Annotated in this window: 11 protein-coding genes; 6 read left to right on the top strand and 5 right to left on the bottom strand. The window is 63.1% G+C overall.

The window, feature by feature from the left end; translation table 11 throughout:
* Window positions 1–2: 2 nt before the first annotated feature.
* Together NKI85_RS11145 and NKI85_RS11140 are read left to right on the top strand one after the other, a co-directional pair.
* Complete coding sequence (locus tag NKI85_RS11145) at window positions 3–953, top strand: SPFH domain-containing protein (RefSeq protein ID WP_352776741.1); 951 nt, start codon at window positions 3–5, stop codon at window positions 951–953.
* Window positions 954–963: 10 nt separating this feature from the next.
* A complete protein-coding gene (locus NKI85_RS11140; RefSeq protein ID WP_352524615.1) occupies window positions 964–1,428 on the top strand; it encodes an NfeD family protein in 465 nt (154 codons plus the stop codon).
* 6 nt (window positions 1,429–1,434) lie between these two features.
* Here the strand turns inward: NKI85_RS11140 and NKI85_RS11135 are convergent, their stop codons facing one another.
* Window positions 1,435–2,436, bottom strand: coding sequence for a KpsF/GutQ family sugar-phosphate isomerase (locus NKI85_RS11135; RefSeq protein ID WP_352524616.1), 1,002 nt, complete (start codon window positions 2,434–2,436; stop codon window positions 1,435–1,437).
* Between the two features lie 150 nt (window positions 2,437–2,586).
* Between NKI85_RS11135 and NKI85_RS11130 the strand changes: the two genes are divergently transcribed.
* A complete protein-coding gene (locus NKI85_RS11130) occupies window positions 2,587–4,350 on the top strand; it encodes an outer membrane beta-barrel protein (protein ID WP_352524617.1) in 1,764 nt (587 codons plus the stop codon).
* A 22-nt stretch (window positions 4,351–4,372) separates the two neighbouring features.
* On the opposite strand, the gene galU is transcribed toward NKI85_RS11130, so the two are convergent.
* Window positions 4,373–5,278 carry a UTP--glucose-1-phosphate uridylyltransferase GalU gene (gene galU, locus NKI85_RS11125; protein ID WP_352524619.1) on the bottom strand — a complete coding sequence of 302 codons (906 nt, stop codon included), beginning with the start codon at window positions 5,276–5,278 and terminating at the stop codon, window positions 4,373–4,375.
* A gap of 208 nt (window positions 5,279–5,486) precedes the next feature.
* On the opposite strand from galU, the gene NKI85_RS11120 reads away from it, so the two are divergent.
* Together NKI85_RS11120 and NKI85_RS11115 are read left to right on the top strand one after the other, a co-directional pair.
* Window positions 5,487–6,713, top strand: a complete 1,227-nt coding sequence (locus NKI85_RS11120; protein ID WP_352524621.1) for a lytic murein transglycosylase — start codon at window positions 5,487–5,489, stop codon at window positions 6,711–6,713.
* A gap of 26 nt (window positions 6,714–6,739) precedes the next feature.
* Window positions 6,740–7,990, top strand: a complete 1,251-nt coding sequence (locus NKI85_RS11115; protein WP_352524622.1) for an SGNH/GDSL hydrolase family protein — start codon at window positions 6,740–6,742, stop codon at window positions 7,988–7,990.
* Window positions 7,991–8,084: 94 nt separating this feature from the next.
* On the opposite strand, the gene NKI85_RS11110 is transcribed toward NKI85_RS11115, so the two are convergent.
* Complete coding sequence (locus NKI85_RS11110) at window positions 8,085–9,539, bottom strand: glutamate synthase subunit beta (RefSeq protein WP_352524624.1); 1,455 nt, start codon at window positions 9,537–9,539, stop codon at window positions 8,085–8,087.
* Window positions 9,540–9,682: 143 nt separating this feature from the next.
* Window positions 9,683–14,395, bottom strand: coding sequence for a glutamate synthase large subunit (gene gltB / locus NKI85_RS11105; protein ID WP_352524625.1), 4,713 nt, complete (start codon window positions 14,393–14,395; stop codon window positions 9,683–9,685).
* 475 nt (window positions 14,396–14,870) lie between these two features.
* Here gltB and NKI85_RS11100 point away from each other — a divergent pair, with 475 nt between their 5' ends.
* Window positions 14,871–15,923 (top strand): threonine aldolase family protein, encoded by a 1,053-nt coding sequence (locus NKI85_RS11100; protein ID WP_352524626.1) that lies wholly within the window; start codon window positions 14,871–14,873, stop codon window positions 15,921–15,923.
* Window positions 15,924–16,018: 95 nt separating this feature from the next.
* On the opposite strand, the gene NKI85_RS11095 is transcribed toward NKI85_RS11100, so the two are convergent.
* On the bottom strand, window positions 16,019–16,483 hold the full coding sequence (locus NKI85_RS11095; RefSeq protein WP_352524628.1) for an Hsp20 family protein: 465 nt from the start codon (window positions 16,481–16,483) through the stop codon (window positions 16,019–16,021).
* Window positions 16,484–16,954: the final 471 nt, after the last annotated feature.

Here is a 16,954-nt window from a genome sequence, read left to right as displayed (position 1 = left end):
AAATGGGTTTCGGTGGTTTCGATATCGCGCTGCTTGTTCTTGTCGCCCTTGTCATGCTGGTGCTGTTCAAAGGCATCCGGACAATTCCGCAAGGCTACAATTATACCGTCGAACGCTTTGGTCGTTACACCAAGACATTGAGCCCGGGCCTCAACCTCATCGTGCCCTTCGTCGACCGTATCGGCGCCAAGATGAACATGATGGAGCAGGTCCTCGATGTCCCGAGCCAGGAAATCATCACCCGCGACAACGCCATAGTGGGTGTCGACGGCATTGCCTTCTTCCAGATTCTCAATGCGGCGCAGGCAGCCTATCAGGTCGCCGGCCTGCAGAATGCCATCCTCAACCTGACGATGACCAACATCCGCACCGTGATGGGTTCGATGGACCTCGACGAGCTATTGTCGAACCGCGACGCCATTAACGAGCGCCTGCTGCGCGTCGTCGACGAGGCGGCCCATCCCTGGGGCATCAAGATCACCCGCGTCGAGATCAAGGACATTAATCCGCCCGCCAATCTCATCGAATCGATGGGCCGCCAGATGACGGCGGAACGCAACAAGCGCGCCCAGATCCTCGCCGCCGAAGGCCTCAAGCAATCGCAGATCCTGGAGGCCGAGGGCCGCAAGGAAGCCGCTTTCCGCGACGCCGAGGCGCGCGAGCGCTCGGCCGAGGCCGAAGCGCGCGCCACGCAAGTGGTGTCGGAGGCGATCGCCAAGGGCGACGTGCAGGCGCTCAACTACTTCGTTGCACAGAAATACACCGAGGCGCTGGCCAAGATCGGCTCGGCCGGGAATTCGAAGGTCGTGCTGATGCCGTTCGAAGCCTCCTCGCTGATCGGCACGCTCGGCGGCATAGGGGAAATCGCCAAGGAAGTTTTCAGGAGCGAAGGCACCGCCGGTGCTGCACGTCAGGCGGCGCGCCCGCCGGTGGTTCGCCCGAGCGAGACCTGAGGCCGCCGCCATGCTCGACCGCATCGTTTCCGAACTCGGCCCGTGGAACTGGATGGTTCTCGGCTTCGTCCTCCTGGTGATGGAGGTCATCGCGCCGGGCATTTTCATGCTGTGGATCGGCATTGCCGCGCTTTTGATCGGTGTTGTCTCGCTGCTCGTCTGGAACGCCGATTTCTGGGTCTGGCAGGTCCAGGTCCTCGCTTTCCTCGCACTGTCGTTGGTCTCTGCCTATGTCGGCAAGCGGCTGGTGGGCGGGCGCCATGATCCAACCGACCAGCCGCTGCTCAACCGCCGCGGCGCGCAGATGGTCGGCCGGATGGCGACACTTGCCGAGCCGATCAAGGACGGACGCGGCCGCATCAAGCTGGGCGACACGTTGTGGCGCGTCTCCGGCCCTGACCTGCCGGCCGGCACGCAGGTGCGCGTAACCGGTGCTGCCGATACGGACCTGGAACTGACGGTCGAGGCGGTCTAAAACCCGCTAGGCGGCACCGATGCGCAGCAGGTCGTGGAGATGGACGAGCCCGATCGGCCGTCTGCCCTCGACCACCATCAGGCTGGTGATGGCCGAATCGTTGATCGTCTGCAGCGCCGTGGCAACCAGCGTGTCGGGCGCGGCCATTTTTGGTTCTCTGGTCATCACCTGATCGACGCTCATGGCCAGGAGATCGCTGCCGATATGGCGCCTGATGTCACCGTCGGTGATGATGCCGATCAGCTTGCCGTCCGCGGCAGTGACCGCCACGCAGCCAAATCCCTTGCGCGACAATTCGAGGATCGCCTCGCGCATGCCGGTGCCGGACGCCACCAGCGGCAGCCTGTCGCCGACATGCATGATCTCGCGGATTTGCGTCAGGTTGGCTCCGAGCTGGCCGCCCGGATGGAAAGTGCGGAAATGGTCCGGGGTGAAGCCCCGCGCCTCGAGCAGCGCGACGGCCAGCGCATCGCCCATCACCATTTGCAGCAGCGTCGAGGTCGTCGGCGCAAGCCCGTGCGGACAGGCTTCCGGTGCTCGCGGCAGCAGAAGCACCACGTCCGCCGCGCGCGCCAGAGCCGATTTTTCACCGGCGGTGACCGCAATCAGCGGGATCGAGAAGCGCCTCGAATAGGCGATGATGCCCTTGAGCTCGAGGCTTTCCCCCGACCACGACAGGGCAATGATGGCGTCGTTCCTGGCGATCATGCCGAGGTCGCCGTGATTGGCTTCGGCAGGGTGGACGAAGAAGGCCGGCGTGCCGGTCGAGGCGAGCGTCGCGGCGATCTTCGAGCCGATATGGCCGCTTTTGCCGACCCCGGTGACGATGACGCGGCCATCGATCTGGGACACCATGTCGACGGCCCGTGCGAACGGCTCAGCCAGCCCGTTTTCGAGCGCGCCTGCCAGTGCCGCGACGCCGGCCTGCTCTGTCGCCACCGTTCTCAGCGCCGAGGCAATCGCGGCCTGCCGGTCGAGCCGTTTCCTGTCTGGGGATTTCACGTCCATGGACGATGCGATTAGCGCTTCGGCGCGCGCCTGTCCAACGGAATTGCCGCCCTGAACGCCCTGACGGGCTATCCCTCAACGCTCCGTTAACCATCCCCATTTACGGTTTCGTAAGTATGGCGCGCGTGTGCCGCGCAAGCAGTGGTGGCGATGTCCGGGTTTCAGCCTGAAAACAAAATGGGACGAAAAGGCAAGGCGGTCTGCGCCTTGCTGCTGGCAACCAGTGTCTTTGCGTTGTCGCGTCCGGCACTGCTTTGCGCCCAAGAAACCGAGCTGCGCGGCGAGGTTTCGGAATCGACAATCCTGGACGACCAGCAGCGCAAGACCGGGCAGTTGAGCATGGCTGGAACCCAGGCTGCCGCAACCGCCAATGACAATACGCCGCTACCTACCTATCGTCCGGCCAGCCCCGGCGCGTTGCCTGACGACGGCACGGGCGAAGCCGCCGCAACCGGCGGCATTTTCGATCCGCCGGCAGCCACCGACGATCCGTTTGCCGACAACCCTGCTCCCCCGCCACGACGGCGGCCGAGCGCAACGCAACGCGCCGCCGATGCGGACAAGGCCAAGGCCGAAGACGAGGCCGCGGACAACAAGAAGAGCAAGAGAACCGCGACTGCAGCGGCCGCGGCGGCCGGGGACACAGACACCGACGCCGCGGACGAGCAGGATACGGCCAACCGCCGGGCCGTTACTGTCGATTCCGCCGAGAGGCTCAAGCTTGACCCCGGCGCCGAGCGCACCGAAGCCATCGAAGGTCAGGACAAGAAGAGCGAGGACGACCCATTCGCCGCCACCGGCATCCAGCTCGGCTCCTTCGTGATCCGGCCGACGCTCGAGCAGGGCCTGACGTCTTCGTCGAATGCCGATTCGAGCAGCCTCGGCAAGCCGGCATTGCTGTCGGAAACGACGCTGCGCTTCAACGCCGTCTCCGACTGGCGGGAGAATTCGGCGACGATTGAGGGCTATGGCATCTTCCGCGAAACCTTGTCCGGCTATGACGTTCACGAGGCGCAAGGCCGCGTCGACGGCACACTCAACATCGATCTCGACAATGAGCTGCGCGCTATCGCCAAGCTGGGCTATGAGGCCGTGCCCGAATCGGCCTCGTCGCCGGGCGCCATCGTCGGCGCCGTTGGGCAGCCCGTGCGTCAGACCGTGAACGGCAGCCTCGCCGTCGAGAAGGACGCCGGCAAGATGCGCTTCGCGCTGACCGGCGCGGTCGAGCATGACATCTTTGGCGACGCCAAGCTTTCGTCGGGTGGATCGCTGTCCCAGAAGGGCCGCGACTCGACGCTCTATACGGCCACCTTGCGCACCGGCTATGAAATCTCGCCTGCCATCACTCCGTTCACCGAAATCGAGATCGGCCGGCGCGTTTATGATTTGCGCGTCGATCCAAACGGCTTCCAGCGCTCCTCGACGCGGCTTGGCGCACGGGCCGGCGTCGAGCTCGACCTCGGTGAGAAGCTTGCCGGCGAGTTCTCGGCCGGCTGGCTGCGCGAAGCTATCGACGACGACGCCCTGCCGGCGATTTCGGGCGCGACGGTCAATGCCGATCTCAAATGGTCGCCGGAACGCGGCACCACGATCGGCCTCACCGCACAGACGACCGCCGAGAACACGACGAACGCGGGCGAAAGCGGCGATATGCTCTATTCCGGCAGCCTCACCGGTGAGCGGCAAATCCGCGCCAACCTGACCGGAAATGCCGCTCTCGGCGTTGAATGGCGCGACTATACCGGTTCCGACAGCCATGATTTGACGCTGAGCGCCGAGGCTGGGCTGACATGGTGGCTGAACCGCTATGCCGGGCTCACCACCCGCGCCAGGACTGAAAAACTGACCAGCAACCTTGTTGGACGCGACTACACGGCCAACAGCATTTTCGTCGGCTTGAAGCTGCAGCGGTAGTCAGCAAAATCCGGTGTTTAAGCTAAAAGGCCGCGCCGCGGTGCTCTGACGGCGTGAGCTCGTCGAGAAGCGTGCGAATGACCCCGGCCATACTTGCATTCATGTCGCTGCGCCACAGCGCGAAGGCAACGTTGGCCTCGACGAAGCCTTCGGGCGAGCCGCAGTCGAACGTGCGCCCGCGGTAATGATAGCCGTAGAAGGGCTGTTGTTTCTGCAGCTTCAGCATTGCATCTGTGAGCTGGATCTCGTTGCCGGCGCCTTTTTCCTGGCCTTCGAGTATCCCAAATATCTCCGGCTGCAGGATGTAGCGCCCGTTGATGTAGAGGTTCGACGGCGCCGTGCCGGTCTTCGGCTTTTCCACCATACCGGCGATGCGGAAACCGTGATGGGCATCCTCGCCGCGTCCGACAATGCCGTATTTGTGCGCCTCGGCGGGATCGCATTCCTGCACCGCTACGATGTTGTTGCCGGTCTCGGCGTAGAGCTCGACCATATCCTTCATGCAGCTTTTTTCCGACTGCATGATCATGTCGGGCAACAGCAGCGCAAAGGGCTCGTCGCCGACAAGCTCGCGCGCGCACCAGACGGCGTGGCCAAGGCCGAGCGGCACCTGCTGGCGGGTGAAGCTGGTCTGCCCCGGCGCCGGCTGCAGCCGCTGCAGGCGAGCGAGCTGGTCGTTCTTGCCGCGCTGTGCAAGTGTGTCGTAGAGTTCGAACTGGACATCGAAGTGATCCTCGATGACCGCCTTGTTGCGGCCGGTCACGAAGATGAAATGCTCAATGCCGGCCTCGCGCGCCTCATCAACCACATACTGGATGACCGGCCTGTCGACGACCGTCAGCATTTCCTTGGGAATGGCCTTGGTAGCTGGGAGAAACCGCGTGCCGAGACCGGCAACCGGGAATACTGCCTTGCGAACTCTCTTCATGTGCCAATTATCCATTTGCATGCCGGTTCGGCAATCCCGATTCGAGACATTTTCATGCCGAAATCGAGGATTACTGAACGGCGGGACAGAAATCTCGGCTGGTAAAGCATTGACGCATCTTTTTCATCCCGGACGGCACCTATGGTAAACCAAATCCTAACCGGGTTCGGCGATGAATAGTCTTCCTGAGATGAAGAAGGAGGAAAAGATGTCCGCTCGCAACGTCGCAAGGCGCTTCACCAGCGTCCTGACGGCCGCCAGCCTCTCGCTTGCTTTGCTCATGCCCAGCGGGCCGGCTTTTGCCGATGCCGGCTTCCGCCAATGGGTCGCCAGCTTCCGTGCTAACGCCGTGGCGAGCGGCGTTTCCGGCTCCGTCTACGACCAAGCATTCAAGGGCATCAACGATGCTGACCCGGTGGTGCTGGAAAAGGCCCGTACTCAACCCGAATTCACCGCCCCCGCCTGGGATTATTTCGACAACCGCGTCCATGACCAGTCGGTCGCTGTCGGCCAGCAGATGGCAAGGAAATGGAAGCCGTGGCTGGACCGGATCGAGGCAAGATACGGCGTCGACCGCTACATCCTGCTGGCTATCTGGTCGATGGAATCGAACTACGGCGAAACCCTCAAACGGGATGACATCATGCGCAATGTCGTGCGCTCGCTGGCGACGCTTGGTTATGCCGACCCGAAGCGCGCGAAATTTGCCCGCACCCAGCTGATCGCGGCACTGAAGATCCTGCAGACCGGCGACATCGACGAAAGCCATCTCAGCGGCTCATGGGCCGGCGCGATGGGTCATACCCAGTTCATCCCCACCAGCTACCAGTCCTATGCGGTCGATATGGACGGCGACGGCAAGCGCGACATCTGGAATTCGATTCCCGACGCACTGGCGACAGCCGCCAATTTGCTGAGGAAGAACGGCTGGCAGGCCGGCAAGACCTGGGGTTATGAGGTCAGCCTTCCGGACGGCAAGACGTTGCCTGGGGGCTCGAAGTCGCTGTCGCAATGGCAGGCGCTGGGCGTCACCCGTGCCAACGGCAAGCCGTTCAAGAACGGTGCGGATAAGGCGACGTTGAAGCTGCCCGGCGGCCGCGGCGGGCCGGCTTTCCTGATGATCAAGAATTTCTCGGTGATCAAGCGCTACAACAATGCCGACAAATATGCGCTCGCCGTCGGCCTCCTTGCCGACGAAATCGCCGGTTATGGTGGGCTTGTGCAGGACTGGAAGCGGCCCTTCACCAAGCTCTCCTTCGAGGAAAGGCAGGAGCTTCAAAAGCGGCTTTCCGAGCACGGCTATTACGACGGCAAGTTCGACGGCAAGATCGGTGATGGATCGAAAACCGCCATCATGGCCTTCCAGGCAAAGGCCGGCTTGACCCAGGACGGGTATCCGAGCAAGGAAGTGCTCAAATGGCTCAGACAGAACTAGAGCCGGTTACGGGATGGAGGGGGTGATTGGTTTCGGCTGCGCGCATCTGGGTGATCGTTCGTCGCGCGCCGATCCTGGTTCTGGCGATCGTCGTTCTAGCTGTCGGCGCCGCCGGCGCCTTTCACACCTCGGCCATGGCGCAGGAGCCGGAAAGTCGTGGCTGGTCGCTGCGTGACCTGTTGTTTCCGCGCAGAAGCGAGCGGTTTGAGCAGCCGCCGCCCGAATTCCAGAGAGAATTCCAGAGAGCAAAGCCCAGGCCCAAGCTGAGGAAGCCCCGATCTGTTCGCCGGCCGCCGCCGGCCGAGCCGACAACCCCGGTGGCCGAGAAGGCGCCGGATGCCCGCGTCGTTCTGGTGGTCGGTGATTTCATGGCGTCTGGGTTGGCCGAGGGGCTCGACGCCGCCTTTGCCGAAAACACCGGCGTCAGGATCGTCGTCCGCGCCAACGGCTCGTCCGGTTTCGTGCGTGACGACGTCTACAACTGGCCCGAACAGGTCAAGTCGCTGATCGCGACCGAACAACCGGCAGCCGTCGTCGTCATGCTGGGATCCAACGATCGGCAGCAGATGCGTGTCGGCGATGTGCGCGAGCAGCCGCGATCCGAAAACTGGACCAAGGAATACGAGCGCCGGACCGAAGCGCTCGGCAAGGCCATCGCCTCGGCCAAAGTGCCGTATCTGTGGGTTGGCATGCCGGCCTTCCGGGTCTCGAAAATGACCTCCGACATGTTGGCCTTCAACGATATCTACCGCTCGTCCGCCGAAAGCCATGGCGGCGAATTCGTCGACGTCTGGGACGGGTTCGTCGACGAGAACGGCGCCTTTGTCACCAGCGGACCGGACATCAATGGCCAATCGGTGCGCCTGCGCTCCGACGACGGCATCAACATGTCGAAGGCCGGCAAGCGCAAGCTCGCCTTCTATACCGAAAAGCCGCTGATGAAGATCCTTGGGCTGGCCGCGCCGGGAAGCGTAGTGACGGCTTCTGCCCCGGCCGGCGCTCCCGTCGAGGCGCCGGCACCTGCTGCCGCACCGATAGCCGTCGATCGCACCGTGCCGATGCTACTGAGCGATCCGGCGCTGGACGGCGGCTCGGAACTGCTCGGCGCCGCACCACTGGCAAAGGCGGACAAGAATTTGCCTGGCGAAAAGCTCATCGTCGAAGGCAAGTCGCCCGACGCCTCGCCCGGCCGCGCCGACGATTTCTCGTGGCCGCCCAAGACACAGCCTGCGACGGCGGCGGCCGCATCCGACACGACGACGGCGATCCGGCCGTAAACCAGAACCTCTTTCTCTGGAGCCAGAGACCGCGAGCACCGGAGGCGCAGAAAACGCCTTCAGACGGCCGCAGGAGTAGAGTTTCGGAGCGGCCTCAGCGCGGCAGCACGCTCGACCCCATCAGTGCCTCGTCGATGGCGCGCGCCGCCTGGCGGCCCTCGCGGATCGCCCAGACGACCAGCGACTGGCCGCGCCGCACGTCGCCCGCCGCATAGAGCCTTTCGACGCTGGTCCTGTAGTCGCGATCATTGGCCTCGACGTTCTTCGAACGGCGGCTGTCGGTGACGATCTTCATCTGCCCGTCGAGTTCCGACACCGGCCCTCGACTGGCTGGCCCGGCAAAGCCGATGGCGATGAAGGCCAGATCGGCACGAATGACGAATTCGGTGCCGGCGATCGGCTTGCGCTTCTCGTCGACCTCGCAGCACTTGACCCCGGTCAGCTGGTCGTCTTCGCCGATGAATTCAAGCGTCGCCACCTGGAATTCGCGCTCGGCGCCTTCGGCCTGTGACGACGAAGTGCGCATCTTGGTCGCCCAATAGGGCCAGACCGAAAGCTTGTCTTCCTTTTCCGGCGGCTGCGGCCGGATGTCGAGCTGAGTGACGCGCACGGCGCCCTGGCGGAAGGCGGTGCCGACGCAGTCGGAGGCTGTGTCGCCGCCACCGACGACGACGACGTGCTGGCCGCCGGCGACGATTGGGCGCGACGGCCATGCCACCGACTGGATTGGCTCGCCGCCGATGCGCTTGTTCTGCTGCACCAGATAGGGCATTGCGTCATGCACGCCGTCGAGATCGTCGCCGGGGATGTTGGCCGGACGCGGTGTTTCAGAACCGCCGCAATAGAGCACCGCGTCATATTCGGCGAGCAGTTCGGCGACCGGCTTATCGACGCCGACATTGACGCCGCAAAGGAAGCTAACGCCCTCGCCCTGCATCTGCTCGATGCGCCGGTCGATATAGTGCTTCTCGATCTTGAAATCGGGGATGCCGTAGCGCATCAGCCCGCCCGGCCGGCTCTCGCGCTCATAGACATGAACGTCGTGGCCGGCGCGGCCGAGCTGCTGGGCAGCCGCCATGCCGGCCGGTCCCGAGCCGATGATCGCGACGCGCTTGCCGGTCTTCCTTTCCGGCGGATAGGGCCGGATATGGCCGGTTTCATAGGCCTTGTCGGCAATCGCCTGCTCGATCGTCTTGATGGCGACCGGAATGTCCTCGAGGTTCAGCGTGCAAGCTTCCTCGCAAGGTGCAGGACAGATGCGGCCGGTGAATTCCGGAAAATTGTTGGTCGAATGCAGGTTGCGGATCGCGTTGTCCCAGTCGCCATTGTAGACGAGGTCGTTCCAGTCCGGGATCTGGTTGTGGATCGGGCAGCCGGTCGGCCCATGGCAATACGGAATGCCGCAATCCATACAGCGCGCGGCCTGTTTCTCGACCTCCTTGTCCGACATCGGCAGGGTGAACTCGCGGAAATGCCGGATGCGGTCGGAAGCCGGCTGGTACTTGTGCACCTGCCGGTCGATCTCGAGAAACCCTGTTACCTTGCCCATAGTCCAGTCCCTGCTGTCCGGAAGGCACGCCTGGCGACGCACCCGTTAACCTCATAAGGCAGTCGTGGCAACCGTCAGTCCGAGGTCAGGATTGTTGATGAAGATGGTTGCCGGGACGCATGGCTGCCCGGCAATTTCCAAATCTATTCCGCCGCCACGTTCATGCGCATCCGTTCCATCTCGATCAGCGCGCGGCGGTATTCGACCGGCATGATCTTCCGGAATTTCGGCCGGAAAATCGCCCAATCGTCGAGGATCTCGCGACCTCGTACCGAGCCCGTGTAGTGGACGTGGTTGGAGATCAGCTGATAGAGCCGCTCCTCGTCATGGCTGGTCATATCGCCGGATACGTCGACACGGCCCTTGTGGTCGAGATCGCCGCCGTGGTGGAGCAGCTTTTCCATCAGGTCGTCCTCTTCCGGAACCGGCTCCAGCTCGACCATCGCCATGTTGCAGCGCTCGGCGAAATCACCCGCCTCGTCGAGCACGTAGGCGACGCCGCCCGACATGCCGGCAGCGAAGTTGCGGCCGGTCTGGCCGATGACGACGACGATCCCGCCGGTCATGTATTCGCAGCCATGGTCGCCGACGCCTTCAACGACGGCGGCGACACCCGAATTGCGCACGGCAAAACGCTCGCCGGCAACGCCGCAGAAATAGGCCTCGCCCTCGGTTGCGCCGTAGAGCACGGTATTGCCGACAATAATGGACTCGGCAGCAACGATTTTCGTGTTCTCCGGCGGGCGGATGACGATGCGGCCGCCCGACAGACCTTTGCCGACATAGTCATTGGCGGCGCCCACCAGTTCGAACGAAACCCCACGCGCCAGGAAGGCGCCGAAGGATTGGCCGGCCGTGCCGGTGAGTTTCACCGAGATCGTGTCCTCGCGCAGGCCCTTGTGCCTGAAGCGCTTTGCCACTTCACCCGACAGCATGGCGCCCGTCGAACGATCGACGTTGCGGATCGGCAATTCGATGCTGACCGGCTGCCTGGCTTCGAGCGCCGGCTTTGCCAGTTCGATCAGCTTGCGGTCGAGCACGTCGTCGATCGGATGCTTCTGCCGCTCGGTCCAGTGCACCGCCTCGTGTGGCGCATCGGGCTTGTAGAACATCTTGCTAAAGTCGAGCCCGCGCGCCTTCCAGTGCTGGATCAGTTCGCGTTTTTCCAGAAGGTCGGTGTCACCGATGATCTGGTCGAGATGAGTAAAGCCCATCTCGGCAAGCAGCGCCCGCACTTCTTCCGCCACATAGAAGAAGAAGTTGATGACGTGCTCGGGCGTGCCCTTGAAGCGCTTACGCAGCACCGGGTCCTGCGTCGCGACACCGACCGGGCAGGTGTTGAGATGGCACTTGCGCATCATGATGCAACCGGCCGCGATCAGCGGCGCGGTCGAGAAACCGAACTCGTCGGCGCCGAGCAGTGCGCCGATGACGACATCGCGTCCGGTGCGCAGGCCGCCATCAACCTGCAGCGCCACGCGCGACCGGAGGCCGTTGAGCACCAGCGTCTGGTGCGTTTCGGCAAGACCCATTTCCCACGGGCTGCCGGCATGCTTGAGCGAGGTCAGCGGCGAGGCGCCGGTGCCGCCGTCATAGCCGGAAATGGTGATGTGGTCAGCACGCGCCTTGGCGACGCCGGCCGCAACCGTGCCGACGCCGACTTCCGAGACCAGCTTGACCGATACGTCCGCCGCCGGATTGACGTTCTTCAGGTCGTAGATGAGCTGCGCCAGATCCTCGATCGAATAGATGTCATGATGCGGCGGCGGCGAGATCAGGCCGACGCCGGGCGTCGAATGCCTGACCTTGGCGATGGTCGCATCAACCTTGTGGCCCGGCAGCTGGCCGCCCTCGCCGGGCTTTGCCCCTTGCGCGACCTTGATCTGCATCATGTCGGAATTGACCAGATATTCCGCCGTGACGCCAAAGCGTCCCGAGGCGACCTGCTTGATCGCCGAGCGTTCGGGGTTCTTGCCGCCGCCCGGCAGTGGCAGATAGCGGTCGGCCTCTTCGCCGCCCTCGCCGGTGTTCGACTTGCCGCCGATGGCGTTCATGGCCCGCGCCAGCGTCGTGTGCGCTTCCCTTGAGATCGAGCCGAAGGACATCGCCCCGGTCGAGAAGCGCTTGACGATATCGGCCGCCGGCATCACCTCGTCGAGCTTGACCTTCTTGCGCCCGGTCTCTTCGGCAAGCTTGATCTTGAACAGGCCGCGAATGGTCTGCGCCTGCGCCGTGTCGCTGTCGATCTGGGCGGAATAGTCCTTGAACGTCTCCCACGAGCCTTGGCGCACGGCGTGCTGCAAGGTCGCCACTGCGTCGGGCGACCAGATGTGGGCCTCGCCGCGCATGCGGAACATGTATTCGCCGCCGACCTCGAGGCTGTTGCGCAGCACCGGGTCGTTGCCGAAGCCGTCGGTATGGCGGCTGACCGTTTCGGCGGCGATCTCGTCCAGCCCGACGCCTTCGATCAGCGTCGCCGTGCCGGTGAAGTACTTCTGCACGAAGTCCGACTTCAGCCCGATGGCATCGAATATCTGCGCGCCGCAATAGGACTGGTAGGTCGAGATGCCCATCTTGGACATGACCTTGAGGATGCCCTTGCCGATCGACTTGATGTAGCGGGAGACGACTTCGTACGCATCGACCTCCGCCGGCAATTCGCCACGCTTGTGCATGTCGAGCAGCGTATCGAAAGCGAGATAGGGATTGATCGCCTCGGCGCCGTAGCCGGCGAGACAGCAGAAATGATGCACCTCGCGCGGCTCGCCGGATTCGACGACGAGCCCAACCGACGTGCGCAATCCCTTGCGGATCAAATGATGGTGCACGGCGGCCGTCGCCAGCAGTGCCGGAATGGCGATGCGGTCCGCACCAAGCTGACGATCGGACAGGATGATGATGTTGTAGCCGCCGGCGACCGCCGCCTCGGCGCGCTCGCACAGCCGGTCGATGGCGCCCAGCATGCCGGCAGCACTCTCGCTCGAAGCATAGGTGATGTCGATCGTCTTGGTGTCGAAGCGGTCTTCGGTGTGGCCGACCGAGCGCAGCTTCTCCAGATCGCCATTGGTCAGGATCGGCTGGCGCACTTCGAGCCGCTTGCGGCGCGAATTGCCGACCAGGTCGAAGATGTTCGGCCTTGGCCCGATGAAGGACACGAGGCTCATCACCAGCTCCTCGCGGATCGGGTCGATCGGCGGGTTGGTGACCTGTGCGAAATTCTGCTTGAAATAGGTGTAGAGCAGCTTCGATCTGTCCGACATTGCCGAAATCGGGGTGTCGGTACCCATCGAGCCGACCGCTTCCTGGCCGGTGGTCGCCATCGGCGACATCAACAGCTTGGTGTCTTCCTGAGTGTAGCCGAACGCCTGCTGACGGTCGAGCAGGCTGACGTCCCTGCGCAGGGCGCGCGGCTCGACCGGCTTCAGATCTTCGAGGATGAGCTGGGTGTTGGCGAGCCAGCTCTTGTAGGGGTGCCTGGTCGCGATCTCCGACTTGATCTCCTCGTCGGAAACGATGCGGCCCTTGTCCAGGTCGATCAGCAGCATGCGGCCGGGCTGCAGCCGCCACTTTTTGACGATCTTTTCCTCCGGCACCGGCAGCACGCCGGCTTCCGAGGCCATGATGACGCGGTCGTCGTCGGTGACAATGTAGCGCGCCGGCCGCAGCCCGTTGCGGTCGAGCGTGGCGCCGATCTGGCGGCCGTCGGTGAACGCAACCGCCGCCGGCCCGTCCCACGGCTCCATCAGTGCTGCGTGATACTCGTAGAAGGCCTTGCGGTCCTGCCCCATCAGCTTGTTGCCGGCCCAGGCTTCCGGGATCAGCATCATCATGGCATGGGCGAGCGAATAGCCGCCCTGCGTCAGGAATTCGAGCGCATTGTCGAAGCAGGCAGTGTCCGACTGCCCTTCATAGGAGATCGGCCACAGCTTCGAGATGTCGTTGCCGAACAGTTCGGAATCGACCGAGGCCTGGCGCGCCGCCATCCAGTTGACGTTGCCGCGCAGCGTGTTGATCTCGCCATTATGGGCGACCATGCGGTAGGGATGCGCCAGCTTCCACGACGGGAACGTGTTGGTCGAGAAGCGCTGGTGGACCAGGATCAGCGCCGTCTCGAAACGCGGGTCGGTCAGGTCCTTGTAATAGGCGCCGACCTGATAGGCCAGGAACATGCCCTTGTAGACGATGGTCCGCGACGACATCGAGACGACATAGAAGCCGTTGTCGACGCCTTTGGTCTCCTCGTGGATACGGCCGGAAATGACCTTGCGCAGAATGTAGAGCCGCCGCTCGTAATCATCGTCGTTCTCGATCTCGGCGCCGCGGCCCAGGAACACCTGCCGGTGCACCGGCTCGGAAGCGGCGATGTCGGCCGCCTTGGACAGCGACGAATTGTCGACCGGCACGTCGCGAAAACCGAGCAGCGGCTGGCCCTCGAGCTGTGCCACCTCGGCGATGATGCCTTCGATATGCGCCTGCAGCTCCGGGTCGCGCGGCATGAACACATGGCCGACGGCGTAGTGGCCGGGCTTCGGCAGTTCGACCCCTTGCTTGGCCATCTCCTCGCGGAAGAAGCGGTCCGGCAGTTGCACCAGCACGCCGGCGCCGTCGCCCATCAGCGGATCGGCGCCGACGGCGCCGCGATGCGTCAGGTTTTCGAGCACGGCAAGGCCGTCCTCCACGATCTGATGCGACTTCACGCCCTTCATGTTAACGATGAAGCCGACGCCGCAGGCATCGTGCTCGTTGCGCGGATCGTAGAGGCCGTGCGCGGCATAGCCGGTGTTGGTTCGCAGATTTTTGACGGCTGCCGCTTTCGTCTGCGCGGCCTTCGTCGCAGATGGCGTCATGTCCGTCATCGTCCTGTCCTCCGTTCCGTCCCCTTCGGGCGCTGGTTTCCGTCGGGAAGCGCGTGGCTTCCTTTTCAATCTTGCGGCACGTCTTGCGAAATTCTTGCCGACCGTGCGGCTTTCCGCATGGTTCGCATATGGTATTCGTACAGGCCAGAGCCAGGCTGTCTAGCTGTCGCTCGCAGCAACGGCCGCAGAGGCCAATCATATGCCAATGCGGCCAGTTTTGTGCGACAAAATAAGACAGCACTACTGTCCTAAATTTTTATGACAGAAATCTGCGGCGCATACAAGACCGATTCACAAAATTCTTGAGGCTTTGGCGACAGAAAATTGCGCAAAACGCGGCGACAGCGTAAGCTTCAGGCGCTGCATGTACGCTCATGCGTTTCGCAGGCTTTAGCGGATTTTCGGTATCTGCCCCTTGCGGCCGGCATGCGAAAGCGGCCAAGCTCGCACTGATTTCCCCAGCATAGGCAGACGCATGATTTTCGCTTCCGACAATTGGGCAGGCGCCCATCCCCGTATCGCTGCCGGCCTGTCGGCCCATGCCGACGGCTTCTCCACCGCCTATGGCGACGGTGCCCTCGACACGGCAGTTCACCAGCGCTTCAATGAAATCTTCGAACGCGAGGTCGCGGTGTTTTTTGTGGCCACCGGCACCGCTGCCAATTCGCTGTCGCTGACCGCCTACCACAAGCCAGGCGGCATTTCCTTCTGCCATCGCGAAGCGCATGTCATCGAGGACGAATGCGGTGCACCGGAATATTTCACGGGCGGTTCGCGGCTTTATACAGTCGACGGCGCACTCGGCAAGATCGATGCCGGCAATCTGGAAAGGGCGGTGGACCGTTTCGCATCCGAAAACGTCCATTCCGGGCGGCCGATGGCTGTTTCGATCACCCAGTCGACCGAGGTCGGCACCGTCTACACACTTGACGAAATCACCAGGATTTCGGCGATCGCAAAGCAGCACAGGCTGCCGCTACATATGGACGGTGCTCGCTTTGCCAATGCGCTCGTCGCTCTGGAAACAACGCCAGCGGAGATGACCTGGAAGCACGGCGTCGACATCCTCTCCTTCGGCGGCACCAAGAATGGCTGCTGGTGCGCCGAGGCGATCGTGCTGTTCGATCTCGAGCGGGCCAAGGAATTGGCCTTTTTGCGGAAGCGCGCCGCCCAGCTCTTCTCGAAATCGCGCTTCATCGCCGCGCAATTCGATGCTTATTTTAGGGGTGGGCTATGGCTCAACACGGCACGGCACGGCAATGCCATGGCGGCACGGCTTGCCGCGGCGATCGAGGATTCCCCTTCAGCGCGTCTGGCTTGGCTGCCGCAGGCAAACGAGGTCTTCGCGGTCATGAAAAAGTCCGAGGCCGAAAGAGTGCAAGCGGCAGGCGCGGCTTTCTACGACTGGCACAGGCCGCTCGGCTACGACGGCCATATCGGCGAGGACGAAGCGCTCTATCGCTTCGTCACCAGCTTCGCGACCACGGCCGATGAGGTCGACCGTTTCGGCTACCTGCTCGCCGGATAGCAAGCCTTACCCGCCAGCAAAAAAGGGCGGTGCATTGCTGCACCGCCCCTTTTTCCCGGGGAGTTGGCGTCCCAGGAGGAGTTTAGCTGCCTGACTTAGGCGGCGGTCTTAGCCTCGATCTGCTTGGCCTTGGCCGGAGCCGAGGTGATCGCGATCTTGCGCGGCTTCAGCTCTTCGGGAATGTTGCGCTTGAGGTCGACGAAGAGCAGGCCGTTCTTCAGCGCGGCGCCGATGACCTCGACGTGATCGGCAAGCTGGAAGCGGCGCTCGAAGGCTCGGCTGGCGATACCGCGATAGAGCAGTTCGGAACCTTCGCCATTGCCTTCCTCCTTGCGCTCACCCTTGACGGTCAGCACATTGCGGTGAGCTTCGATCGAAATCTCATCTTCCGAGAAGCCGGCCACAGCCATCGAGATGCGATAGGCATCCTCGCCCGTGCGTTCGATATTGTAGGGCGGATAGGTTTGGCCTTCCGGCTGCGCAAGCGAATCGAGCATTGTGAACAGCCGGTCGAAACCGACGGTCGAACGGTAGAGTGGGGAAAAATCAACGTGACGCATAGTGTGTTCTCCTGTTGAGCAACAAGGTTTGCGTATGGCCGGTGCGAAACCCGTGACGGCGTTCCGGATAGGCCAGCGGCCCCGACATTGGCGGCCGCACGATAAATTTGGGAAGCGGGCGAAGGCATTTCAAGATTTTCGAGCGACCGAACCGGATCGCGCTCCCGGACCGTCCCGAAGCCGATGAACGGCAGATGAACCGCGGCTTCGGCGAGCGTTCAGCCAGGCGGCACTAAAACTGTTCTCGAGATCAGGAACAGGTCGCCGGAGAAAGCGACGCGACGAGGCCGAACCGGGTGTAACGTCCCTTCCTCCCGGGTCGACAGAGGCCGGAAGCATGCCCAAGGCTGCTTCCGGCCTCACTTGTTTGCTGCCTGGGTCGACCTCCCCGGCGTCCCGAATTCCTTTGCTTTTGGCGCATGGGCGTCTATGCCTAACTTGCGCCCATGCCGGCACCGACCCCAAACCAAA

This window comes from Mesorhizobium sp. M0571 (genome assembly GCF_040320985.1).
Taxonomy (GTDB): Bacteria; Pseudomonadota; Alphaproteobacteria; order Rhizobiales; family Rhizobiaceae; genus Mesorhizobium.
The sequence above is the reverse complement of the archived record's forward strand: the minus strand, read 5'-3'. Positions and strand labels throughout refer to the sequence as shown.